Annotated in this window: 21 protein-coding genes; 14 read left to right on the top strand and 7 right to left on the bottom strand. The window is 58.4% G+C overall.

Going from position 1 to position 23,400, the window contains the following annotated elements:
* The first annotated feature begins 78 nt into the window (after nucleotides 1-78).
* The 5 genes from QMX86_RS18370 to QMX86_RS18350 all read left to right on the top strand — a co-directional run bounded on the left by QMX86_RS18370 (nucleotide 79) and on the right by QMX86_RS18350 (nucleotide 6,118).
* A complete protein-coding gene (locus tag QMX86_RS18370) occupies nucleotides 79-921 on the top strand; it encodes a hypothetical protein (RefSeq protein WP_282384574.1) in 843 nt (280 codons plus the stop codon).
* Between the two features lie 94 nt (nucleotides 922-1,015).
* Nucleotides 1,016-2,110: a hypothetical protein gene (locus QMX86_RS18365; RefSeq protein WP_151551843.1), complete on the top strand. Its 1,095-nt coding sequence runs from the start codon at nucleotides 1,016-1,018 to the stop codon at nucleotides 2,108-2,110.
* A gap of 78 nt (nucleotides 2,111-2,188) precedes the next feature.
* The gene (locus tag QMX86_RS18360; protein ID WP_016773748.1) at nucleotides 2,189-3,478 is read left to right on the top strand and encodes a M18 family aminopeptidase; all 1,290 of its coding nucleotides are present in this window, start codon (nucleotides 2,189-2,191) and stop codon (nucleotides 3,476-3,478) included.
* 232 nt (nucleotides 3,479-3,710) lie between these two features.
* A complete protein-coding gene (locus tag QMX86_RS18355) occupies nucleotides 3,711-3,887 on the top strand; it encodes a hypothetical protein (RefSeq protein ID WP_016773747.1) in 177 nt (58 codons plus the stop codon).
* 74 nt (nucleotides 3,888-3,961) lie between these two features.
* On the top strand, nucleotides 3,962-6,118 hold the full coding sequence (locus QMX86_RS18350; RefSeq protein WP_073472619.1) for a mechanosensitive ion channel domain-containing protein: 2,157 nt from the start codon (nucleotides 3,962-3,964) through the stop codon (nucleotides 6,116-6,118).
* Nucleotides 6,119-6,165: 47 nt separating this feature from the next.
* Here QMX86_RS18350 and QMX86_RS18345 read toward each other — a convergent pair whose 3' ends face one another.
* Entirely contained in the window at nucleotides 6,166-6,396 is a 231-nt protein-coding gene (locus QMX86_RS18345; protein ID WP_305887775.1) for a bacteriocin immunity protein, read from the bottom strand.
* Between the two features lie 19 nt (nucleotides 6,397-6,415).
* Nucleotides 6,416-8,323 (bottom strand): S-type pyocin domain-containing protein, encoded by a 1,908-nt coding sequence (locus QMX86_RS18340; protein WP_282384567.1) that lies wholly within the window; start codon nucleotides 8,321-8,323, stop codon nucleotides 6,416-6,418.
* Between the two features lie 304 nt (nucleotides 8,324-8,627).
* Between QMX86_RS18340 and QMX86_RS18335 the strand changes: the two genes are divergently transcribed.
* A complete protein-coding gene (locus QMX86_RS18335) occupies nucleotides 8,628-9,962 on the top strand; it encodes an amidohydrolase (protein ID WP_282384565.1) in 1,335 nt (444 codons plus the stop codon).
* Nucleotides 9,963-9,999: 37 nt separating this feature from the next.
* Here QMX86_RS18335 and phnR read toward each other — a convergent pair whose 3' ends face one another.
* Nucleotides 10,000-10,713 carry a phosphonate utilization transcriptional regulator PhnR gene (gene phnR / locus QMX86_RS18330; RefSeq protein WP_016773745.1) on the bottom strand — a complete coding sequence of 238 codons (714 nt, stop codon included), beginning with the start codon at nucleotides 10,711-10,713 and terminating at the stop codon, nucleotides 10,000-10,002.
* 349 nt (nucleotides 10,714-11,062) lie between these two features.
* On the opposite strand from phnR, the gene QMX86_RS18325 reads away from it, so the two are divergent.
* From QMX86_RS18325 to QMX86_RS18300, 6 genes are all read left to right on the top strand, one after another.
* Complete coding sequence (locus QMX86_RS18325) at nucleotides 11,063-12,130, top strand: ABC transporter substrate-binding protein (RefSeq protein WP_041479304.1); 1,068 nt, start codon at nucleotides 11,063-11,065, stop codon at nucleotides 12,128-12,130.
* 176 nt (nucleotides 12,131-12,306) lie between these two features.
* Nucleotides 12,307-13,113, top strand: a complete 807-nt coding sequence (locus tag QMX86_RS18320) for an alkaline phosphatase family protein (protein ID WP_282384563.1) — start codon at nucleotides 12,307-12,309, stop codon at nucleotides 13,111-13,113.
* A 5-nt stretch (nucleotides 13,114-13,118) separates the two neighbouring features.
* Complete coding sequence (locus tag QMX86_RS18315) at nucleotides 13,119-13,955, top strand: ABC transporter permease subunit (protein WP_161984092.1); 837 nt, start codon at nucleotides 13,119-13,121, stop codon at nucleotides 13,953-13,955.
* A complete protein-coding gene (locus QMX86_RS18310; RefSeq protein ID WP_110645119.1) occupies nucleotides 13,942-14,742 on the top strand; it encodes an ABC transporter permease in 801 nt (266 codons plus the stop codon). Before QMX86_RS18315 ends, QMX86_RS18310 begins: the two co-directional genes overlap by 14 nt.
* Nucleotides 14,739-15,728, top strand: coding sequence for an ABC transporter ATP-binding protein (locus QMX86_RS18305; RefSeq protein ID WP_122705855.1), 990 nt, complete (start codon nucleotides 14,739-14,741; stop codon nucleotides 15,726-15,728). The genes QMX86_RS18310 and QMX86_RS18305 overlap by 4 nt, the downstream gene beginning before the upstream one ends.
* A gap of 34 nt (nucleotides 15,729-15,762) precedes the next feature.
* A complete protein-coding gene (locus tag QMX86_RS18300) occupies nucleotides 15,763-16,416 on the top strand; it encodes an HAD family hydrolase (protein WP_095180777.1) in 654 nt (217 codons plus the stop codon).
* 96 nt (nucleotides 16,417-16,512) lie between these two features.
* On the opposite strand, the gene QMX86_RS18295 is transcribed toward QMX86_RS18300, so the two are convergent.
* A complete protein-coding gene (locus tag QMX86_RS18295; protein ID WP_282384562.1) occupies nucleotides 16,513-17,475 on the bottom strand; it encodes a zinc-binding dehydrogenase in 963 nt (320 codons plus the stop codon).
* Nucleotides 17,476-17,613: 138 nt separating this feature from the next.
* Between QMX86_RS18295 and QMX86_RS18290 the strand changes: the two genes are divergently transcribed.
* Both QMX86_RS18290 and QMX86_RS18285 read left to right on the top strand, forming a co-directional pair.
* A complete protein-coding gene (locus QMX86_RS18290) occupies nucleotides 17,614-19,698 on the top strand; it encodes a carboxy terminal-processing peptidase (protein ID WP_161806099.1) in 2,085 nt (694 codons plus the stop codon).
* A 118-nt stretch (nucleotides 19,699-19,816) separates the two neighbouring features.
* The gene (locus tag QMX86_RS18285; RefSeq protein WP_282384561.1) at nucleotides 19,817-21,598 is read left to right on the top strand and encodes a bifunctional diguanylate cyclase/phosphodiesterase; all 1,782 of its coding nucleotides are present in this window, start codon (nucleotides 19,817-19,819) and stop codon (nucleotides 21,596-21,598) included.
* A 110-nt stretch (nucleotides 21,599-21,708) separates the two neighbouring features.
* Here QMX86_RS18285 and QMX86_RS18280 read toward each other — a convergent pair whose 3' ends face one another.
* From QMX86_RS18280 to QMX86_RS18270, 3 genes are all read right to left on the bottom strand, one after another.
* On the bottom strand, nucleotides 21,709-22,104 hold the full coding sequence (locus QMX86_RS18280) for a hypothetical protein (protein ID WP_130929272.1): 396 nt from the start codon (nucleotides 22,102-22,104) through the stop codon (nucleotides 21,709-21,711).
* A 110-nt stretch (nucleotides 22,105-22,214) separates the two neighbouring features.
* Nucleotides 22,215-22,601, bottom strand: coding sequence for a hypothetical protein (locus QMX86_RS18275; protein WP_130929273.1), 387 nt, complete (start codon nucleotides 22,599-22,601; stop codon nucleotides 22,215-22,217).
* A partial coding sequence (locus QMX86_RS18270; RefSeq protein WP_282384556.1) for an RHS repeat-associated core domain-containing protein occupies nucleotides 22,598-23,400 on the bottom strand: 803 nt, incomplete at its 5' end. The genes QMX86_RS18270 and QMX86_RS18275, both read right to left, overlap by 4 nt.

Genomic DNA, 23,400 nt, shown 5'->3' with positions numbered 1-23,400 from the left:
TTGACGTAAAGAACTGTCATAAAATTGTAATCAAATATAAAATCATAGCACTTCGATATCAGGCAGGAGGCCTCTTCCGTGTTCTGCAGCAAAACACTTCAATCCGAATACCCCATTGTGTGCGCATTCGGTAACACCACCCTGCACCTGAGCGAAGCACCCAGCATCCAGGCACGCCAGGCCCTGGAGCAGCTCATTAAAAAACGCCGCGCGCGCAAACTGACCCGAGCCAGCGCACCGTTATCGTCCTGTGAAACACCACTATTTGCCAAGGTCCAGCCATTGGACACGTTCAAGGCAAAGGTGCGGGTGAGCCTGAACAAACCGCAACGCAACGGGCGCTTCGACTGGCCTCTCGAAGAACTGATGAATTCCTTTGAAGCTCAGCGCCGGGGCGTGGAGATGCCTGCGCTGAAGGGCTATGGCTATACCCGCAGCAGACTCGGCCTGACCGAGGAATTTTTCCTCCTGACTCACCTGCTCGAAGGCCATATGGATGGGGCGGAGTGCATCAGACGCAATCCCGAAAACATCGAGACCTTTATCCTCGACGCGTTTCAACTGCTCAGCTCGCTCGCCAGCAAGAACATCACTCACATGGATTTCTGGGTGGGCAACATCATGGTGCCCGAGCAAACGCAAAGGCCACTCAAAGCCATCGACTTTGAAAACTGCTTCGCAGGCCCGACCGCGCACCCAAGTGAAACACTCGGTTTTCAACTCGGCTTCTTCTATCGTCGGGATATCTACAAATTCATCACCGAAGCCGCCTACGATCGCCTGGTAGATCAATATCTCAGCGCGCTGCCCGGTCTATCGAGAGACAGGTTCGAGGCGGTCTATCAGTTGAGCAAACATGAATACGTCGGTCGCAAGCAGCGCCGAGAAGTCTTCCTCAGTGGCAGACTGATCACCGGTTGACGCCCACCCCGGCAACACTTTGAAGCAAGTGCCCGGCCTGCAAATCAGCGGAGCAATACGGTAGACTCGCGCCCCCCGCCGTATGGAGCCGCTTATGCGCGAAGCCTTCCCCCCCATGGAAAAAGTGCCGCACCAGTTGCTCTACCTGATCTATGGTGACAAAGACGTTTATCGGCGCGAGGCGAAATTCAGCATCCTCACCGCCCTGGCACAGCTGCAGCCAGGTGAATCACTGTGCATCCGAGTGCTGACTGATCGTCCGCAGGACTATGCCGGCTGGCCGGTCGATACCGTCACTTTGAGCGAGCAGACCCTGATCCAGTGGCAGGGCGAAAACGGCTACCACCACCGCCGCAAAGCGTGCGCCATTGCGCTGGGCCTTACACTCGCCGAAAAAACCCTGTTCGTCGATACCGACACGCTGTTTCTTGATTCGCCGCACCGGCTGTTCAGCATGATCACGCCCGGCCGTTACGTGATGGACCGCTTCGAATACGACTGGAGTTACGTCTGTAACCGGGCAGACTACGAAAAACTCGCGCACTGCCTGCAAGTCCACGGGATTTCGTCGGCGAACAGCTTCAAGCTCTACAACAGTGGCTTGTGCGGCGTCACCGATGGCGATTCAGCGCTGCTGGACAAGTCGATCCGGCTGATCGATGAGTGGACGCAGGGCCCGTTCGACATCCATACGATCGAACAGATTGCACTGTCGTTCGCCATGCGCGACCAACCGATCCAGGAAGCGAAGAAATTCGTCTATCACTACTTCGCCGACAAAAACTTCTTCCACGCCATGCAGAAACACTTTTTCGCCCGCCATGGCGAGGCTTTCCACCCCGAACTGCCAGCGCTGTGCACCGAGGTTCCGCGCAGCAAGCCCGTCCCCTCGACCTGGCAGCGCCTGCGCATCAAGTGGAAGCTGCGCAAAAAGCGCGGCGGCATGAAGAAAGTCGGCCGGGCATTGCTGTTCGGCAGTGCTGCACCTGCCCACCCGTATTACGAGATCTGCCGTCACGAATGGTGGGAATCGGCGTCGCGGGAAATCCTGCGTTGGGACAGCGTTGCGCAAAAGGCCTTCTTCGGCAGCGGCAAGGGCTGGCCGAAGCACCTGCCGAAACCCGCCAGAAAGGATGATCAACAAGCCATCATCGCCTACCTGCGCAAGCGCATCGATCAGCACTCCTGAGCGTGCTTGCGCAAACCACTTGCCCAATGGCGCCGAGTGATGCGTTAAACTGCCGCCCATTGCTGTCTGGAGTTTCTTATGCGCGCAGAGTTGAACCAGGGCCTGATCGACTTTCTCAAGGCCTCCCCTACCCCGTTCCACGCCACCGCCAGCCTCGTTCAGCGTCTGGAGGCCGCCGGTTATGTGCGCCTCGACGAGCGCGAGCCATGGTCCACCGAGGCCAACGGCCGCTATTACGTCACCCGTAACGACTCCTCGATCGTCGCGATCAAAATGGGCCGCAACTCGCCACTGCACGACGGTATCCGTCTGGTCGGCGCTCACACCGACAGCCCGTGCCTGCGGGTCAAGCCGCAACCGGAACTGCAACGTCAGGGCTTCTGGCAGCTGGGCGTCGAAGTCTACGGCGGCGCGCTGCTGGCGCCGTGGTTCGACCGCGATCTGTCGCTCGCCGGCCGCGTGACCTTCCGCCGTGACGGCAAGGTCGAGAGCCAGTTGATCGACTTCAAGGCACCGATCGCGATCATTCCCAACCTGGCCATTCACCTCAACCGTGAAGCCAACCAGGGCTGGGCGATCAACGCGCAGACCGAACTGCCGCCGATCCTGGCGCAATTCGCCGGTGACGAGCGCGTCGATTTCCGCGCCGTGCTCACTGATCAACTGGCCCGCGAACACGGCCTGAACGCCGACGTGGTGCTGGATTACGAGCTGAGTTTCTACGACACGCAAAGCGCGGCGGTGATCGGCCTGAACGGCGATTTCATTGCCGGTGCGCGTCTGGACAACCTGCTGTCCTGCTACGCCGGCCTGCAAGCGTTGCTCACCGCCGAAACCGACGAAACCTGCGTGCTGGTCTGTAACGACCACGAAGAAGTCGGCTCCTGCTCGGCGTGCGGTGCCGACGGCCCGATGCTCGAACAAACCCTGCGCCGCCTGTTGCCGGAAGGCGACGAGTTCGTGCGCACCATCCAGAAATCCCTGCTGGTGTCGGCCGACAACGCCCACGGCGTGCATCCCAACTACGCGGACAAGCACGATGCCAACCATGGCCCGAAACTCAACGCCGGCCCGGTGATCAAGGTCAACAGCAACCAGCGCTACGCCACCAACAGCGAGACCGCCGGCTTCTTCCGCCATCTGTGCATGGCCGAAGAAGTCCCGGTGCAAAGCTTCGTGGTGCGCAGCGACATGGGCTGCGGTTCGACCATTGGCCCGATCACCGCCAGCCATCTGGGTGTGCGCACCGTCGACATTGGCCTGCCGACCTTTGCCATGCACTCGATTCGCGAACTGTGCGGCAGCCATGACCTGGCGCATCTGGTCAAAGTGCTCAGCGCGTTTTATGCCAGTCGTGAATTGCCATAAAGGCTGAAAAGCTTCGCGAGCAGGCTCGCTCCCGCAATTGAACTGCATTTCATTGTGGGAGCCAGTCATCTCCCCTTGGAATGCCAATCAACCTGTGGGAGCGAGCCTGCTCGCGAAAGCGCCTGTGCAGACAGCAGAATCCTCTCGGCCTGATGCATTCCTGAGCCACATCACACCCTGCCTCGAAAACCCGCCTAGACTGCAAGAATCCTCTACAGACAAGGCAGTCTCCATGATCTCGATGTCCTCCTTCCACGCCATGCTCATTCCCATCCTCAGCGGAATGATCCTGCTGGCCATCGGCTTCAACTTCCGCGACAAGAACGCCGGGGTGTTCGCCATGTGGATCGGTATGCTGATGATCCTCGCCACGGTGGTCTACAAGATCCTCGCCAAACTCAACGAATGACCGCGCCCGGCTCGCATTGCGCCAAGGGGCCTCGTACACTCCAGCGCATCCGCCTATCGCGAGGTTGTCTTCTGGTGTTTGCTCGTCTTTTTGCTTTGCCCGGTCTGCTGCTTGTCTGCCTGATGACGCTGCTGCCGCTGGCGCCCGCCCAGGCAGTCGGTCTGCCCGGCCTGCTCAACACTTCCAAACCGCAGCCTGAAGCCGTGGAACCCCTCGGCCAGTCCCTGGACGAAGTGATCAAGTCGCTGGAAAACGACAAGCAACGCGCGCAGCTGCTCAGTGATCTGAAGAAGCTGCGCGACGCCACGAAGAAAGCTCAGACCACCCCCGAAGAAGGCGTGCTGGGCCTGATCGGCGGCACCCTCGCCAGCTTCGAAAAACAGTTTTCCGGCGCCGACAGCCCGATTACCCGCTGGTCCAACGAATTCGATCTGGCCAAGGACGAACTGACCAGCAAGCTGCTGCCGGCCAATGAATGGCTGCCGATCATCTTCGGTTTCGCGGTGATCCTGATGGTCTGGAGTCTGCTCGCCGCCGCGCTGATCTGGCTCAGCCACCGCGTGCGTCTGCGCTTCGGCCTCACCGAAGAACTGCCGCAACACCCCAAGGCCCTCGACATGCTGCGCTTTGCCCTGCGCAAGCTCGGGCCGTGGCTGATCGCATTGGTGATGACGGTGTACATGAGCTACGTGCTGCCGTCGTCACTGGGCAAAAGCCTGGCGATGGTGCTGGCCTATGCCTTGGTGGTCGGCACCTGTTTTTCGGCGATCTGCGTGATCGCCTTCTCCCTGCTCGATGGCCCGCACCGCCATCGCGCGCTGTACATTCTGCGTCATCAGGCGTTTCGGCCGCTGTGGCTGATCGGCAGCTTCGCCGCGTTTGGTGAAGCGCTGAGTGATCCGCGTCTGGTCGAGAGCCTGGGCGTGCATCTGGCGCACACCGCCGCGACCACTGCCAATGTGCTCGCGGCGCTGTCGACCGGCCTGTTCATTCTGCGATTCCGCCGACCGATCGCACACCTGATCCGCAACCAACCGCTGTCGCGGCGCCTGACCCGCCGCGCCCTCAGCGACACCATCGAAATCCTCGGCACCTTCTGGTACGTGCCGGCACTGGTGCTGGTCGGCATCTCGCTGTTTGCCACGTTTGTCTCCGCCGGCGACACCAGCACCGCGCTGCGGCAGTCGCTGATCTGCACGGTGCTGCTGGTGTTGTGCATGGTTATCAACGGCCTCGTGCGCCGCCATTCGCTGAAACCGCAACGCGGGCCGAAACGCCATGCGCTGTATTCGGAGCGACTGAAAAACTTCTTCTACACCCTGACGCATTTGCTGGTGTGGCTGATCTTCATCGAACTGGGCCTGCGCGTCTGGGGCCATTCGCTGATCGCGTTCGCCGAAGGCGATGGCCATGACATCAGCGTCAAACTGTTCAGCCTGATCGGCACGCTGATTTTCTCCTGGCTGATCTGGATCCTCGCCGACACCGCCGTGCACCACGCCCTCACCCGCTCGCGCAAAGGCCTGGCGAATGCGCGGGCGCAGACGATGATGCCGCTGATCCGCAACGTGCTGTTCGTGGCGATTTTCATCATCGCGCTGATCGTCGCCCTAGCGAACATGGGCATGAACGTCACGCCGCTGCTGGCCGGTGCCGGCGTGATCGGTCTGGCCATCGGTTTCGGCGCGCAGTCGCTGGTCGCCGACCTGATCACCGGCCTGTTCATCATCATCGAAGACTCGCTGGCCATCGACGATTACGTCGACGTTGGCGGCCACCTCGGCACCGTCGAAGGTCTGACCATCCGCACCGTGCGCCTGCGCGACATCGACGGCATCGTCCACACCATCCCGTTCAGCGAAATCAAAAGCATCAAGAACTACTCGCGGGAATTCGGCTACGCCATCTTCCGCGTCGCCGTGCCGTACAACATGGAAATCGACGACGCGATCAAACTGATGCGCGACGTCGGCCAGAAGATGCGCAGCGATCCGCTACAACGCCGTAACATCTGGTCGCCGCTGGAGATTCAGGGTGTGGAAAGTTTCGAGTCCGGCAGCGCGATTTTGCGCGCACGGTTCAAGACTGCGCCGATCAAGCAGTGGGAAGTTTCCCGGGCGTTCAATTTGTCGCTGAAAAGGCAACTGGATGAGGCGGGGCTGGATCTGGCGACGCCGCGGATGAGTGTGCAGGTGATTACGCCTGGGGTGGAAATCAAAAAGGAAAGCTGAACAGAGATGGCCCCCTATTGGCAGGTAATACCAATAGGGGGCTAGCTTTATCTGGCCTTGAAACCAGGTTTGCCATTAGCGGAACGCCAGTTTTTTACCTCCAAGACAACATTTTCAGGCCCATCCTTACCTTCCTCTGGGTAGTAAATCAAATCGTAACCAGATGGATGTTCAACTAGCCGGCAGAACTCAAGAATGGCAGCAATTTGCTGCTTTTCTGTAGTAAACCCGGAATCATGTATTTTCCTGACAAACTCGAGAAAATCTTCCTCTCTCATATCCTGTATCGATCTCATATCAAAGCCCTTTATGAATTTCAACATGCGCCTTCGGGGTAACGATATTTATGTTGTCAGCATTATATAAATCCCCTCCCTCGGCCAAGCCGACCTTATGATGCAGTTCGTATTTCACTCTTGCTCCTGCTGAATCGTTCATTCTAACTATCGGGGCTTTGCCCTTTTTCATTTCGTTCAAACTTGTTTCATTAAATAAGTCAGCCAGTTTTTCGTCATTGAAAACAGCTTTCCAGAATGTTTCTCTGAATGCTCTGAAACTGTTGAACTGACGACCCCGTAACTGATCAGCAATGTGCGATGGGATTGGCGCCCCATCACCCTGCGCAGCAGCCCCTAGCCATCCACCCGCAACCGGCGCTCCATGACCACTCGCCACCCCTGGATCATTGCGTCGATCCCGGAACATGACGTACTGCGGTGGCAGACCCGATTCCGGTGGGAAGACCAGAATGAAGTCGTCGAAACGAATGTTGCCCCGCCCTGGGTAAGCGTCGATCCGTCCTTCAATCGGCACGAGGTTGCCGCCGATATATCGCGGTGGGGACGGATTCTCGATGGGGAACAGCGTTGAACTGTCTGCCGGCGTTACTGCGGGAGTCCAGACCGCGGTTGTCGGCGGGATGTCAGTGAGCGTCGCGCTGTAAGTGTTGTTCCCTGCGTTGAAACCAGCTGCAACCACGCGAACGCCAGAAGGCCGTTTTGTCCCCGCTACCGGAACGACAAGCAGTTCGGCGAGAGAGCCCGTCAGCGGCCGGGCGCTCAAACGCACCGGCAGATTCAGTCGTGCCCTTTCGCTTGCCAGCCTGTCCAGATCAGGCAGTTGACCGGGCAGCAGATCTGCCAGTGGGAGGCTGAGCAGAAAGCGTTCAGGCAATTCCCCATTGCCCAACACCGGGGAGTAGACAAACGCACTTACCCCCACCATCAGACCGGACGCCGTGCCAGCAGCCAGCCCCGATAAACCGGCCACCGCCGAGCGAATCGAGGCGGCAAAACCCGCCATCAGGTTGTCGGCAATCGCGACCGCACCAGCGGACGTCGCAAATACCAGTTGGGCGTGGCTGGTATTGCCCTGAAAGCGCAACAGGCTACTGTGCCCACCGGAGGTGTCCTGCCGGCGCTTTTCCTCAGCAACCCTGCGTGCTTCGGCCTCAGCCTCAAGCGCTGCCTGTTCCTCGGCACGCTTGCGCTCTAGTGCCTCAGCCGCCAAACGGGCCTGTTCCTCTTCGAGCCGCCTGATTTCATCGGCGGCGGCCTGCCGCGCCAGCTCCTCCGCCAGCCGCCGCGCTTGCTCCTGAGCAACGCGGGCCTGTTCCTGTGCAACCTGCCTGGCGTGTTCCGCCGCCAACCGCGCCTGCTCCTGAGCGATCCGCTCGGCTTCCTGCGCTTGCACCACGGCAATCATGCCCTTGACCGTGGCCGACTGGCTGTTCAACAAGTTGATGCCTTCGACCAACAACTTGGCATTGAACAAGGCGCTATAGGCCTGCCGAACGCTGACACTACTGCCTCGCCGATTTACCTGCGGTAACCGGCCACCGTTAAAAAACGTTTCAATTTGGGCATGACTGAAACGTTGAATGGCAACGTCTCTCGCCACGAAAAACGCATTGAATTTTCGTGTCGTCAGCGACTCCCTGAATCGCATCTCCCGCGCCAGCGCATCCAAAGGCGGCAATACACTTTGGTCGCCTGCTGCCCGCACTTCTGCCAGTTCATGTTCGATGACTTGAGCAATATTTCTGGAAGTATCTTTGTAGATACTTTCCATATCGAGTATTTCACCCAACGGCGCAAAGTTAATGCCTGGTCCCGAGCCGTCCCCTGCACCTAAATAATGTAAATATTCATCTTGTTTATCCGGACGCACAACAATCGGCGGAAGCGTTATTCCATTACGCTGCATTTATAAGTCCTCCATGGACAATAGTTTTGTCGCACTGACCCGTTACCCTCAAACAGCCAATAACGTGACCGGTACCTGGAGAAATTTATGGAAATAGATGTTGTGCGGTGCGGTACATGGTTATCGCCCGCGTTTTATCTGTCACGCCGGACGGAACTGATAAAGCGGTAGGAGTTTTCGCTGATAACTTATGCTCAAACGTAAATCTGTCGAAGCGCATAGCGCTTTCCTGACTCGATCGCACTTGCGTGCAAAGCCTTTGTCACAGGCAAGGAAGCCCACAACAATAATCAAGGAGAAGCCCATGCAACTGACGCGCATTGCCCAGACCCTTTTGCTCACCCTGGTCGCCAGCCACGCCAGTGCCGCGACGATGGACAGCGCCCGCACGCGCATCGCCGAGCAGGCGCAGAAGCTCGAGCCGGAGCTGCTGGAAACCCGCCGCGACCTTCACGCTCATCCAGAACTTGGCAACACTGAAAAACGCACCGCTGAACTGGTCGCCAAACAGCTGCAAGCCATGGGCCTGGAAGTGAAAACCGGCGTCGCCCGCACCGGCGTTGTAGCCGTGCTGAAAGGCGCCCTGCCCGGCCCGACCGTGGCCCTGCGCGCCGACATGGACGCGCTGCCGGTCAAGGAAGTCTCCGACTTGCCGTTCACTTCGAAAGCCAAAGGCACGTATCTCGACAAGGAAGTCGACGTCATGCACGCCTGCGGCCACGACGCCCACACCGCAATCCTGCTCAGCGCAGCGAAAATTCTGACGGGCATGCGCGACACCCTGCCCGGCACCGTGGTGTTCTACTTCCAGCCCGCCGAAGAAGGCCCGAGCGACTTCATTCCCGACGGCAAAAACACCTGGGGCGCGAAGATGATGGTCGAGGAAGGCGTAATGAAATCGCCGAAACCAGACGCAGTGTTCGGGCTGCACGTCTGGGCCGGCGTCCCCGCCGGCCAGATCGCCTACCGCCCCGGCCCGACCCTGGCCAGCTCCGACGACCTGCGCATCAAGATCCACGGCAAACAAACCCACGCCGGCCGCCCCTGGGACGGCATCGATCCGATCACCGTCGGCGCGCAAACCATCGTCGGCCTGCAGACCGTGGTCAGCCGCCGCACCGACATTTCCTCTTACCCGTCGGTGGTCAGCATCGGCACCATCAACGGCGGCACCCGCTACAACATCATCCCCGAATCACTCGACATGACCGGCACGATCCGCTCCTACGACTACGGCATCCGCCAGAAACTGCACAGCGACGTACGCCAGACCATCGAGAAAATCGCCGAAAGCGGCGGCGCCAAAGCCGACGTCACCATCATCGAAAAATACGACCCGACGATTAACAACCCTGCACTAACCGAGAAAATGCTGCCGACATTGAAGTGGGCGGCCAAGGATGATGTGGTGCAGGGACCGCTGGTGGGTGGGGCGGAAGATTTCTCGTTCTTCGCCAAGGAAGCGCCGGGACTGTTTGTGTTTCTTGGAGTGACCCCGAGGGACCAGGACATGAGCAAAGCCGCGCCGAATCACAATCCGGGGTTCTTTGTGGATGAGTCGGCGCTGGTGGTTGGGGTGAGGACACTGGCGTCGTTGGCGACGGATTATCTGTATGGGAATGCGGCGGTGGGCAAGTAGAGAGGGAGGTGACTGTGGGAGCGCAGCGACCAGAAGATCAAACCACATCAACCCCTACGTGAATCGCATCATGCCGCCAAAACTCCAGATCACAATCAATCAGCCGCCCATGCTGATCATAATTGACCCGAGCAATCCTCAATCCCGGACTCCCCACCGACACCCGCAAAGCCGCCGCCGCATCGACAGATAAAGACGTAGGCACAATCTCAAACCGCACCCGCCCATAGTGCAAATCGAAATGCCGCGCATACAACTCGGTGATCGACTGATTCAGATCAAACTCAAGAATCCCCGGAAAAAACTGCGGATTCAGGTAGTGCTCGACATACAACACCAGTCGCCCATCAATCCGCCGCGAGCGGCAAATCTGAATCACGCTCGACAACGCCGGCAACTGCAACCACGCACACACCGCCGCCGAAGCCGGCTGCAACCGCGCCGAAATCACCTCGGTCGAAGGTTCGCGCCCCTGCGCACTGACCATGGCGTGGAAGTGACTGCGCTGCATGAGGTTATAAGCCAGACGCGGCGGCGACACGAACCAGCCACGCCGCTCCTCACGGTAAATCTGCCCCTGTGCCTCAAGCTGCAACAGCGCTTCACGCACAGTGATCCGCGTCGTCCCGAACAGCTCGCTCAGCTTGCGTTCAGCGGGCAACTTGCTCCCGGCCGCCAGCAAACCATGATCGATCTGCTCCTGCAGCACCTGGCCAATCGCTGTCACCGCTTTCGTTGCCTCATCGCGCATCAACGTTACCTATCTGGACTAGACCAGCACTGTTTCGGGGCAAATACGAACGCCGATCAAAGCGCCTTCGTATGTTGCAAGCCTAGGCAGTGCAGATGACCGACAGATGACAAAACTACCGAACGGTCGCTTTCACGGCTTGCAATACATCGGCCAAGTCCCTTGCGTATCGGGCCTGCGTCATGGTCTACGCTTGTTTGGCAACGGCCAATCCCGGGCGGAGAAAAGATCAGCCACAAGGCCATCGACATCAAAATGTCATCCAGCCCGCCTAAATTGGCTCAGGTATTGCTGACCTAGACCAACCCAACCGCAATCGCAGCGTTGAACACGACCAAGGAGCTTCGGAATGAAACAGCTTTTCCTGGCAACACTGTTAGGCTCGACCATTGCAATGTGCAGCGCCGCCATGGCGGCCGACACCGATCTGAAAACCCTCGAAGCCGCTGCGAAAGCGGAAGGCGCCGTCAATAGCGTCGGCATGCCCGACAACTGGGCCAACTGGAAAGGCACCTGGGATGATCTGGCTGCGAATTACGGCTTGAAACACATCGACACCGATATGAGTTCGGCTCAGGAAATCGCCAAGTTCGCCGCTGAAAAAGACAACGCCACCGCCGATATCGGCGACGTCGGTGCTGCCTTCGGCCCGATCGCGGTCAAGCAAGGCGTGGTGCAACCGTACAAGCCAAGCACTTGGGATCAGATTCCGGACTGGGCCAAGGACAAGGACGGCAACTGGGCACTGGCCTACACCGGCACCATCGCCTTCATCGTCAACAAGAAGCTGCTGAACGGCTCCGACGTGCCGACCAAATGGGCTGACCTGAAAACCGGTAAATACAAAGTCTCCATCGGCGACGTGAGCACTGCTGCCCAGGCCGCCAACGGTGTCCTCGCTGCCGCACTGGCCAATGGCGGTGACGAGAAAAACATCAAGCCTGCCCTGCTGTTGTTCGCCGACCTCGCCAAACAGGGTCGTCTGTCGATGGCCAACCCGACCATCGCCACTATGGAAAAAGGCGAGATTGAAGTCGGCGTGGTCTGGGACTTCAATGGCCTGAGCTACAAAGCCAAGATGGCCAACCCGGATGATTACGTAGTGCTGATTCCATCCGACGGCTCGGTGATTTCCGGCTACACCACGATCATCAACAAGTACGCGAAAAACCCCAATGCCGCCAAGCTGACGCGCGAATACATCTTCAGCGACGCCGGCCAGACCAACCTCGCCCGCGGCAACGCCCGGCCGATCCGCGCCGAACACCTGCAACTGCCGGAAGACGTGAAAGCCAAACTGCTGCCGAACGAGCAATACAAAAACGTCACGCCGGTCAAGGACGCCGATGCATGGGAGAAGACCTCCAAAGCCCTGCCGCAGCAGTGGAACGAAGAAGTCATCGTAGAAATGAAGTGATGGCTTGACCCACTGCTTGATCCGACAAAGATCCCTGTGGGAGCGAGCTTGCTCGCGAATGCGGTTATTCATTCAACATTGATGTTGGCTGATCTGACGCCTTCGCGAGCAAGCTCGCTCCCACAAGGGATTGAGTTGATTTCGGAATATCTGAATTTCGCGGAGTTCTTGCCCCTATGAAGCACAACGTCATCCTTGTCGTGCTCGACGGCCTCAACTACGAGGTTGCGTGTCACGCCATGGGGCATCTGCAGGCTTATGTTGGCGCAGGACGCGCGGCGCTCTATCAACTGGAGTGCGAACTGCCGGCCCTGTCCCGACCGCTTTACGAATGTATTCTCACCGGCGTGCCGCCGATCGAAAGCGGCATCGTCCACAACAATGTCTCGCGCTTGTCCAACCAGCGCAGCATCTATCACTACGCCCGCGATGCCGGGTTGGAAACCGCCGCTGCGGCGTATCACTGGGTCAGCGAGTTGTATAACCGCTCACCGTTCGTGGCCGCGCGCGACCGCCACACCGACGATCCGACATTGCCGATCCAGCACGGGCATTTCTACTGGAACGACCATTATCCGGATTCGCACCTGTTCGCCGACGCGGAGAACCTGCGCCTGCGTCATGCGCCGGATTTCCTCCTGATCCACCCGATGAACATCGACGACGCCGGGCACAAGCACGGCCTCGACAGCGCGCAATACCGCAACAGCGCGCGCTCGGCTGACGTCATCCTCGCCGACTATCTGCAGACCTGGCTCGACGCTGGTTACCAGGTGCTGGTGACCGCCGACCACGGCATGAACAACGATCGTTCGCACAACGGCCTGCTGGAGGAAGAACGTCAGGTGCCGCTGTTCGTCCTCGGCGAGGCGTTCAGCCTCAACCCTGACGCCACACCAACGCAGACCGAGATCTGCGGCACGGTCTGCGAACTGCTCGGCGTGCCCCACGACAAACCTGTGTGCCGGGAGCTGCTCAAGTGAATGCCATGAATCGCGGTAAATGGCTCGCGGCGCTGTGTCTGGTGCCCTTCGCGCTGTTCTTCATCGTCTTCGAAATCGCCCCGCTGGTCTGGGTGATGATCAACAGCCTGCAATCGGAAGAGTCCGGCTGGGGCCTGGCCAACTTCAGCAAGATCTTCGGTTCGAAGTTCTATCGGCAGGCGATCCAGTACAGCCTGGAGATCAGTTTCTGGTCGAGCGTATTCGGCATCATCATCGCCGTGCTCGGTGCGTATTCACTACGCCGCGTCGATTCGAAGCTGCGCAACTTCGTGAATGCCTTCGCCAACATGACCAGCAATTTTGCCGGCGTGCCGCTGGCTTTTGCGTTCATCATCCTGCTCGGTTTCAACGGCAGCATCACCATCATGCTCAAGCAGTCGGGGATCATTCAGGACTTCAACCTGTACTCGAAAACCGGCCTGATCATCCTCTACACCTACTTCCAGATTCCCCTCGGCGTGCTGCTCCTCTACCCGGCTTTCGACGCTCTGCGGGAGGACTGGCGCGAGTCCGCCGCACTGCTCGGCGCCAACGGCTGGCAGTTCTGGCGGCACATCGGCCTGCCGGTATTGACCCCGGCGTTGCTCGGCACGTTCGTGATCCTGCTGGCCAACGCCCTCGGCGCCTACGCCACGGTTTATGCGCTGACCACCGGCAACTTCAACGTTCTGCCGATCCGTATTGCGGCAATGGTCTCCGGCGACATTTCCCTTGACCCGAACCTGGCCAGCGCCCTGGCCGTGGTGCTCGTGGCGCTGATGACCATCGTCACCGTCGTGCATCAACTGCTGTTGAAGAGGAGCTACCATGTTTCGCGCTGAATCCGGGCCGGCCGGCCTCTACCACCGCGTCGTGGTCTATCTGCTGTTCGCCATCCTGTTGTTGCCGCTGCTGGGCACGCTGGTCTATTCGATCGCCAGCAGTTGGTCGGCAACGATTCTGCCCAGCGGTTTCACCTTCAAGTGGTACATCCAGCTGTGGAGCGATCCGCGCTTTCTGCATGCATTCGGTCAGTCGCTGATCGTCTGCGTCGGCGCGCTGGTGTTATCGGTGGTGCTGATCCTGCCGTTGCTGTTCGTCGTGCATTACTACTTTCCGAAACTCGATGCGCTGATGAACATCCTCATCCTGCTGCCCTTCGCGGTACCGCCGGTGGTGTCCTCGGTGGGGCTGTTGCAGCTCTACGGTTCCGGGCCGATGGCGATGGTCGGCACACCGTGGATTCTGATCGGCTGTTACTTCACCGTGGCGCTGCCGTTCATGTACCGCGCGATCACCAACAACCTGCAAGCGATCAACCTGCGCGACCTGATGGACGCCGCGCAACTGCTTGGCGCCAGCACTTTTCAAGCGGCGTTTCTGGTGGTGCTGCCGAATCTGCGCAAAGGCCTGATGGTGGCGCTGCTACTGTCTTTCTCGTTCCTCTTCGGAGAGTTCGTGTTCGCCAACATCCTCGTCGGCACCCGCTACGAAACCCTGCAGGTGTACCTGAACAACATGCGCAACAGCAGCGGCCACTTCACCAGTGCGCTGGTCATTTCGTATTTCTTTTTCGTGCTGGTCCTGACCTGGATCGCCAACATCTTGAACAAGGACAAAAGCGAATGAGCTACGTCAGCGTCCAACACCTGCAGAAAAGTTACGCCGGCACCACGGTGTTCAGCGACATCGATTGCGAAATCAACAAAGGCGAGTTCGTCACCCTGCTCGGCCCGTCCGGGTGCGGCAAGTCGACTTTGCTGCGTTGCATCGCCGGGTTGACACCGGTGGATGGCGGCAAGATTTTGCTCGATGGCGTCGACCTCGTGCCGTTGAGCCCACAGAAACGCGGCATCGGTATGGTCTTTCAAAGCTACGCGCTATTCCCCAACATGACCGTCGAACAGAACGTCGCCTTCGGCCTGCGCATGCAAAAGGTCAACGCCGATGACAGCCACAAGCGCGTCTCTGAAGTGTTGAAACTGGTTGAACTGCACGACTTCGCCAGCCGCTATCCGCATCAACTGTCCGGTGGTCAGTGCCAACGCGTCGCCCTCGCCCGTTCGCTGGTAACCCGCCCGCGCTTGTTGCTGCTGGATGAGCCGCTGTCGGCGCTCGATGCTCGGATTCGCAAGCACTTGCGCGAACAGATCCGTCAGATCCAGCGCGAGCTCGGCCTGACCACGATCTTCGTCACCCACGATCAGGAAGAAGCGCTGACCATGTCGGACCGGATTTTCCTGATGAATCAGGGAAAGATCGTCCAGAGTGGCGATGCCGAAACCCTCTACACCGCGCCGGTCGATGTATTCGCCGCCGGCTTCATCGGCAACTACAACCTGCTCGACGCCGAGGCTGCGTCGAAGCTGTTGCAACGAACGATCAACCACCGCATCGCCATCCGCCCGGAAGCCATCGAACTGAGCCTTGACGGCGAACTCGACGCGCAGATCCGCAGCCACAGCCTGCTCGGCAACGTCATTCGCTATCGCGTCGAAGCACGCGGCGTGGAACTGGTGGTCGATGTGCTCAACCGCTCCGCCGCCGATCTGCATCCCGACGGACAGCGCCTGGCACTTTCCATCGATCCGACGGCGCTGTGTGAGGTAGCCTGATGACTTTGCTGACGTTGAAGAGAGAACTGCACTGATGGCCCTGGCAATTTTTGATCTGGACGAAACGTTGATCCACGGCGACTGCGCCACCCTCTGGAGCGAGCAGATGGGGCGCCTGGGCTGGGTCGATCCCGAGTCGTTCATGCGCAAGAACAACGAACTGATGGACGCCTACAGCCATGGCAAATTACGCATGGAAGATTACATGGCGTTCAGCCTCGAACCGCTGATCGGCCGTACGCCAGAAGAAGTCGAGCACCTAGTCGGGCCGTGGGTTGAAGACTTTATCGAACCGATCATCTTCAGCGACGCGACCAAAACCATCGCCGCGCACCGCAAGGCCGGCGACCGGATTCTGGTGATCTCAGCGTCGGGCACGCACCTGGTCAGACCGATTGCCGATCGACTCGGCATCGACGAGATTCTAGGGATTGAACTGGAAGTCGCGCACGGCGTTTACAGCGGCCATACCGTGGGCACGTTGACCTACCGCGAAGGCAAGATCACTCGCCTGCTGGAATGGCTGGACGCCGAAGAAGAAAACCTCGAGGGCGCGAGTTTCTATTCCGATTCGCGCAATGACTTGCCGCTGCTGTTGAAAGTGGATTTTCCACACGTGGTCAATCCGGATCCGGTGCTACTCGAGCACGCGGAAAAATCCGGCTGGCCGATCCACCTCTGGAAATGAAAGCAAAAGATCGCAGCCTTCGGCAGCTCCTACTTTTGGAATGCGTGCCTCTGTTGGAGCTGCCGAAGGCTGCGATCTTTTGACCTTGTTTTGCTGTCAGCTCAAACCCTCATCGATCACCAACACCAACTTGCCCGCCACCGTATTGCTCGCCAGTTCGGCAAACGCTGCTTCGGCATCCTTCACCGCAAACGCTTTGGCCAATTGCGGACGCAAGCGGCCCTCGGCAAACAGCGGCCAGACATGCTGGCCCAGATCACTGAGCAGATCGGCCTTGAACTGATCGCCACGACTGCGCAACGTTGAACCGAGCAGTTGCACACGCTTGGCCAACACCTGCGCCAGATCCAGTGTCGCCTCGCGCCCGCCCATCAAACCGATCAGCACCCAACGCCCGTCCAGCGCCATCAGCTTGAGGTTCAATGCTGAATAATTGCCGCCCACCGGATCGAGAATCACGTCGAACGGCCCGAAGTCGCGCAGGCTCTCCAGATCATCGGTGCGCACCACGCCGCCCTGCGCACCCAGCGCTTCACAGTAAGCCAGGCGCTCGGCGGAACCGACGCTGACCCAGCACGGGTTGCCGAAGGCTTTGCACAGCTGAATGGCGGCTGAACCGATTCCACTTGCGCCGGCGTGCAGGAGAATTTTCTCACCGGGTTTCAGCGCTGCAAGTTGAAACACATTCAGCCAGACGGTGGCGTACACCTCGGGCAATGCCGCCGCCTCGATCAGCGAAACACCTTCGGGCACGGGCAGCACATGCCGTCCGTCGACGACCACCTCTTCGGCCATGCCGCCCCCGGCCAGCAAGGCGCAGACCCGGTCACCGACTTGCCAGGACGAGCCCGCGCCGACCTCGCTGATCACCCCGGAGCACTCAAGACCAAGCACTTGGCTGACCCCGGGTGGCGGCGGATAAAGCCCTGCTTTCTGTAATAAATCGGCGCGATTGAGGCCGGCTGCCGCCACCCGGATGCGGACTTGTCCTACATCGCAGGTAAGACTCGGCTCTTCAACCCATGCCACTTGACCTTCAACGCCTTGCAATGCCTTCACACTGCCTCCATAGTGAGTCTGGACTGAGCCCGAAGCTGTAGCGCCGGGCTTTTTGCATTATGCGACCGGCTCTCAAAGAACCGGCGACTTCAAAGACGGCCTAATATGCGTTATCAATTGTCCCCGCGTCGAATCAGCATGAAGCATCTGCTCCCCAGCACCGCCCTCGCTCTTTTCATCGGTATCGGCCTGTTGCCGGTGTCGGGCACCACATTCGCAGCCAACAGCTGGGACAAGTTGCAGCCTGATCGCGATGAAGTCATCGCCAGCCTGAACGTCGTCGAGTTGCTCAAGCGTCACCACTACAGCAAGCCGCCGCTCGACGATGCGCGCTCGGTGATCATCTACGATAGCTACATCAAGCTGCTCGACCCGTCGCGCAGCTATTTCATGGCCAGCGACATCGCCGAATTCGACAAGTGGAAGACCCAGTTCGACGACTTCCTCAAAAGCGGCGACCTCAACGCCGGGTTCACCATCTACAAGCGCTACCTGGACCGCGTCAAGGCGCGTCTGGACTTCGCCCTTGCCGAGCTGAACAAAGGCGTCGACAAGATGGACTTCAACACCAAGGAGACCTTGCTGATCGATCGCAAGGACGCGCCTTGGCTCAAGTCCACCGCAGAACTCGACGACCTGTGGCGCAAACGCGTCAAGGACGAAGTGCTGCGCCAGAAGATCGCCGGCAAAGAGCCGAAGCAGATCCAGGAAACCCTGACCAAGCGCTACAAGAATCAGCTGGCGCGCCTCGACCAGACCCGTGCCGAGGACATTTTCCAGGCGTACATCAACACCTTCGCCATGTCCTACGACCCGCACACCAACTATCTGTCGCCGGATAACGCGGAAAACTTCGACATCAACATGAGCCTGTCCCTCGAGGGCATCGGTGCCGTGTTGCAGAGCGACAACGATCAAGTGAAGGTCGTGCGTCTGGTGCCGGCAGGCCCGGCGGACAAGACCAAGCAGGTCGCTCCGGCCGACAAGATCATCGGCGTTGCCCAGGGCAACAAGGAAATGGTCGACGTGGTCGGCTGGCGTCTGGACGAAGTGGTCAAACTGATTCGCGGTCCGAAAGGCACCGTGGTGCGCCTGGAAGTGATTCCGGCGAGCAATGCGCCGAACGACCAGACCACCAAGATCGTGCCGATCACCCGTGAAGCGGTGAAGCTCGAAGATCAGGCCGTGAAGAAGTCGATCCTCAGCCTGAAACAGGACGGCAAGGACTACAAACTTGGCGTGATCGAGATCCCGGCCTTCTACCTCGACTTCAAGGCCTTCCGTGCCGGTGATCCGGATTACAAGAGCACCACCCGCGACGTCAAGAAGCTGCTGACCGAGCTGCAGAAGGACAAAGTCGACGGCGTGGTCATCGACCTGCGCAACAACGGCGGCGGCTCCCTGCAGGAAGCCACCGAGCTGACCAGCCTGTTCATCGACAAAGGTCCGACCGTACTCGTGCGTAACGCCGACGGCCGTGTCGACGTCCTCGAGGACGAAAACCCGGGCGCGTTCTACAAAGGCCCGATGGCGCTGCTGGTCAACCGTCTGTCCGCTTCGGCTTCGGAGATCTTCGCCGGCGCCATGCAGGACTACCACCGTGCGCTGATCATCGGTGGCCAGACCTTCGGCAAGGGCACCGTGCAAACCATTCAGCCGCTGAACCACGGCGAACTGAAACTGACCCTGGCCAAGTTCTACCGTGTCTCCGGGCAGAGCACCCAGCATCAGGGCGTGCTGCCGGACATCGACTACCCGTCGCTGATCGACACCAAGGAAATTGGCGAAAGCGCCCTGCCGGAAGCCATGCCGTGGGACACCATCCGCGCGGCGATCAAACCAGCGGCCGATCCGTTCAAGCCGTTCCTCGCCCAGCTGAAGTCCGAACATGACGCGCGCACCAACAAGGATGCCGAGTTCGTGTTCATCCGCGACAAGCTGGCCCTGGCGCAGAAACTGATGGAAGAAAAAACCGTCAGCCTCAACGAAGCTGATCGTCGCGCCCAGCACGCCGACATCGACGCCAAGCAACTGGCGATGGAGAACATCCGTCGCAAGGCCAAAGGCGAAGAACCGCTCAAAGAGCTGAAGAAAGAAGACGAAGACGCACTGGCCGCTGCCGAGCCGGACAAGGTCAAACCGGAAGATGATGCCTACCTGAGCGAAACCGGGCGCGTCCTGCTGGATTACCTGAAACTGAGCAATCAGGTGGCCAAGAAGTAAGTGATGGCAATTTAGTGCTGGCGATCCCCGGATCGTCATCAAACAGTCATCATTCTGTCGTGCAATAAAGGACCGGGAGCAAGCGCTCCCGGTCCTTTTTTTATCGCCAGAGACTGCCATGACCACGACCGAACAGCTGAGCGCCTTGAGCTCGATCCTGACTCAAAGCGGTTTACACAGCTTGTTCCAGCCGATCATCTGTCTTTCCGAACGCCGCATTCTCGGTTACGAAGCCCTCACCCGTGGCCCGTCCAACAGCCCTCTTCACTCGCCGATTGCCCTGTTCGCCGTGGCGCGACAGGCTGGCCGATTGAGCGAACTGGAGATCGCCTGCCGGCAAAGCGCCTGTCGCCGGTTCAATGAGCAGCAACTGCCGGGCAAGCTGTTCCTCAACGTCTCGCCAGAATCCTTGCTCGAAGCCGCGCACCAACCCGGACGAACGTTGCAACTGCTGCAGGACTTGGGCATTGCGCCGAGCCAGGTGGTCATCGAGCTCACCGAGCAGACGCCAATCGATGACTTTCAGTTGCTGCAAACCGCTCTGCATCACTATCGGGCGATGGGTTTTTCCATTGCGCTGGACGACTTGGGCGCAGGCTATTCGAGCCTGCGCCTGTGGTCGGAATTGCGTCCGGATTACGTGAAGATCGACCGGCACTTCATCGACGGTATTCATCAGGATGCATTGAAAAGAGAGTTTGTCGGTTCGATTCTGCAAATCGCCAAAGCGTCCCGCGCGCAGGTGATTGCCGAGGGCATCGAGTTGCCGGAAGAACTCGCGGTGCTGACTGAAATGGGCGTCGACCTGGTGCAGGGCTACCTGCTCGGCCGCCCTCAGGAACATCCATCCCGCGACGCTCGCGCCTTAATGCCCAAACACGATAGCAGCGCCGTCGCGCTGAATGACGAAGGCAGCGACCTCAGCGCCCTGCTCAACGACCAGCCCGCCGTGCAACGCGATACGCCCACCGCGACGGTACTGGAAGCCTTCCGCCGCCAGGCCAATCTCAATTCGCTCGCGGTGCTCGACGAACAAGGCCAGCCCTGCGGCATCGTCCATCGCCACTCGCTGTCGGACGCACTGCTTAAACCGTTTGCCACCGATCTGTTCGCGCGCAAACCGATCAGCCGCCTGATGAACGATGATTTCCTCGCCGTGGAAATCAGCCAGTCGCTGCAGCAAGTCAGCCGCCTGATCACCAGCCGCGCCCGCCAGCGCATCGAAGAAGACTTCATCATCACCCTCAACGGCAGTTACCTCGGCCTCGGCCGGGTGATCGACGTGCTGAAACTGATCACCGAACTGAAAATCCAACAGGCGCGCTACGCCAATCCCCTGACCCTGCTGCCGGGCAACGTACCGATCCAGCAATGCCTCACCCGCCTGCTGCAACAGGCCCGCGAATCGATTATCTGCTACGTCGACATCGACAGCTTCAAACCCTTCAACGACATCTACGGCTATGGCCGTGGCGACGAAGTCCTGCTCTGCCTCGCGCAATGCCTCAACGAACGTATCGACCCCACCCGCGACTTCGTCGGTCACATCGGCGGCGACGACTTCCTCCTCGTCCTCGGCCCCGAAGACTGGCGCAAACGCCTCAACCAACTGCTCGACGATTTCCAAAGCCAATGCCGCCGCTTCTATCGGCCTGAACACCTTGAGGCGGGATGTTTTATTGCGCCGAATCGCCAGGGTGTGCGGCAGGAGTTTGCGTTGTTGTCGTTATCGATTGGGGTAGTGCATTTGCGACCTGAGGCTTGTGCAGCGCTTGATGCCAGCCAGCTTGCGGAGATGGCTTCGCAGGCTAAGCATCATGCGAAGGGGGTTGTGGGGTTTAGTGTGTATTTGCTTGATGCTGTAGCGCCTCCGGTGCAGACATCACAGTTAGTTGGTTAAACCAGGCATAGTAGCGCATCATGAACTCCATTTAGTTCACAATCAGAATCTAGCGATCACATGCCCCTCTTTCAAGACACGGAAGGGTAGTAAGTAGTCACGACTAATTCTCAATCTATCGGATAGTCGCAAGCCCAAGGGGGAACGAACAACTCTGGATTAATCCCATTCAATTCAAGAAAGGCATTTATTTCGTCCTCCGTCTCCATTTTTTTCAGTTTTGTAATTGTGGTATCGCTAGCACCAAAACTATCTCTGGCTTCCAAAATATGAACTGGCACGGTGAACTCAATGAAGACGAACTTAGAGCTCTTGGAATCCTCAAGGAAGTCGTAATAGCGTTCTCCTGGGTGCCTATCCATAAAATTCAAGTGATACACAGCATAAATGGCAGCCCATTTCCGAAGCGAACGATCATGCGAAGGCATCTCTTGGGCTATCTCTGTGTAATTTCTAGCCTCCAGCCCCCACCATACTTTTCTAGAAATCACTTTGTAAATGCTCATTTTTCCGTTTGATGAGGCTCGCCCCATATTACTCTCGTGTGAATTCGTTAGTTCACAGACTCCATCAACATCGCGTTGTGTGCTCTGCGCCGGCGGTGGCAATGGACTAATCAAATCGGATACCCGCACCGCCATGGGGGGCAGAATAATTCCGGATTGATCGCGAGCCGTTCCAAAACCGTATAGATATCCTCCTCAGAATTAACGGGCACAAAGTTTAATATCACGACATCCCGATCATCAATACCATCGCTGGAGCCAATTTCTTTAATAGCCAAAGTAAACACTACAATCGAAAACCTAAACCCTTTCGATTTATGAATAAAATCGTAATATTGATGCGGATCGCCTGAGAAAGAATATTTGTATATAGCATATATTGAGACCCATTTTCGACTTGAGTGATCTTTGCACGGAAGTTCTTGTGCAATATTGTCGTAGCTCGTCCCTTCGAGTCCATACCATACGCTACGAGCGATTTTCTTCTGCTGTTTCATTTTTGACCTGCAAATGAGTTTGGCCAGTAAATTCGGATTACTTTGCCGTCCTTTGGATGCAATTGTAGATGAGGCATGACAGCATGCGGATCGTCAGGACTATGATTTGCCATGTAAACTTTTCGATTCACAACATTAGATACAGCTGTGTCATCCCAGTGATAGTACGATTCTTTCCCAAAGGGCGTTTGGAAATAGTCTTTGGCGGTAACGGAATTGAACTCTTCAGCATTCCTATATCCTTGACCTAAATATTTCCCTCTGAACAATTCTTCAGCTTCAGCTCGACTGTTAACAGTAACGTCCTTAGCACCTTGATCCAGCAGCGCAGAAGCTCGTTTAACGCTAGGACTCGACCATTCTATATCCGGTGGAAGAGGTTCTCTGGTATCAACCTTTGCATTCCCGCATGGTGCCGTTGGATTCCCTTTTCCGTCTCCATCTGGCGGGCATCCGTTCAACCCCAACGGATCCACCCATCCCGTCGGATTCGGCACGTACTGGTACTGGTTCAACCCACCCGCGAGCTTCACCGGGTCCGGCGTCAGATACCGCCCTAGCCTCGGGTCGTAATACCGATGCCGGTTGTAATGCAGCCCACTTTCAACATCGAAGTACTGCCCCTGAAAACGCAGCGGTTGGTCGAGGTAGTCTTCGCCGGCCAAGGTCACAGCGGCGACTTTGCCGTAGGCGTCGTATTGCGCGGACCAGACGATTTCGCCGCTGTAGTCGGTGAGTTCCTGTGGGGTGCCGAGGTGGTCGAGTTGGTAGTAGAACGGGCAGGCTTTTTTCGGGCCTT

The sequence above is a fragment of the Pseudomonas sp. PS01270 genome, from assembly GCF_029959775.1.
Classification (GTDB): Bacteria; Pseudomonadota; Gammaproteobacteria; order Pseudomonadales; family Pseudomonadaceae; genus Aquipseudomonas; species Aquipseudomonas atacamensis.
Note: the sequence above shows the minus strand (reverse complement) of the source record. Positions and strands in the feature narration are given on the sequence as shown.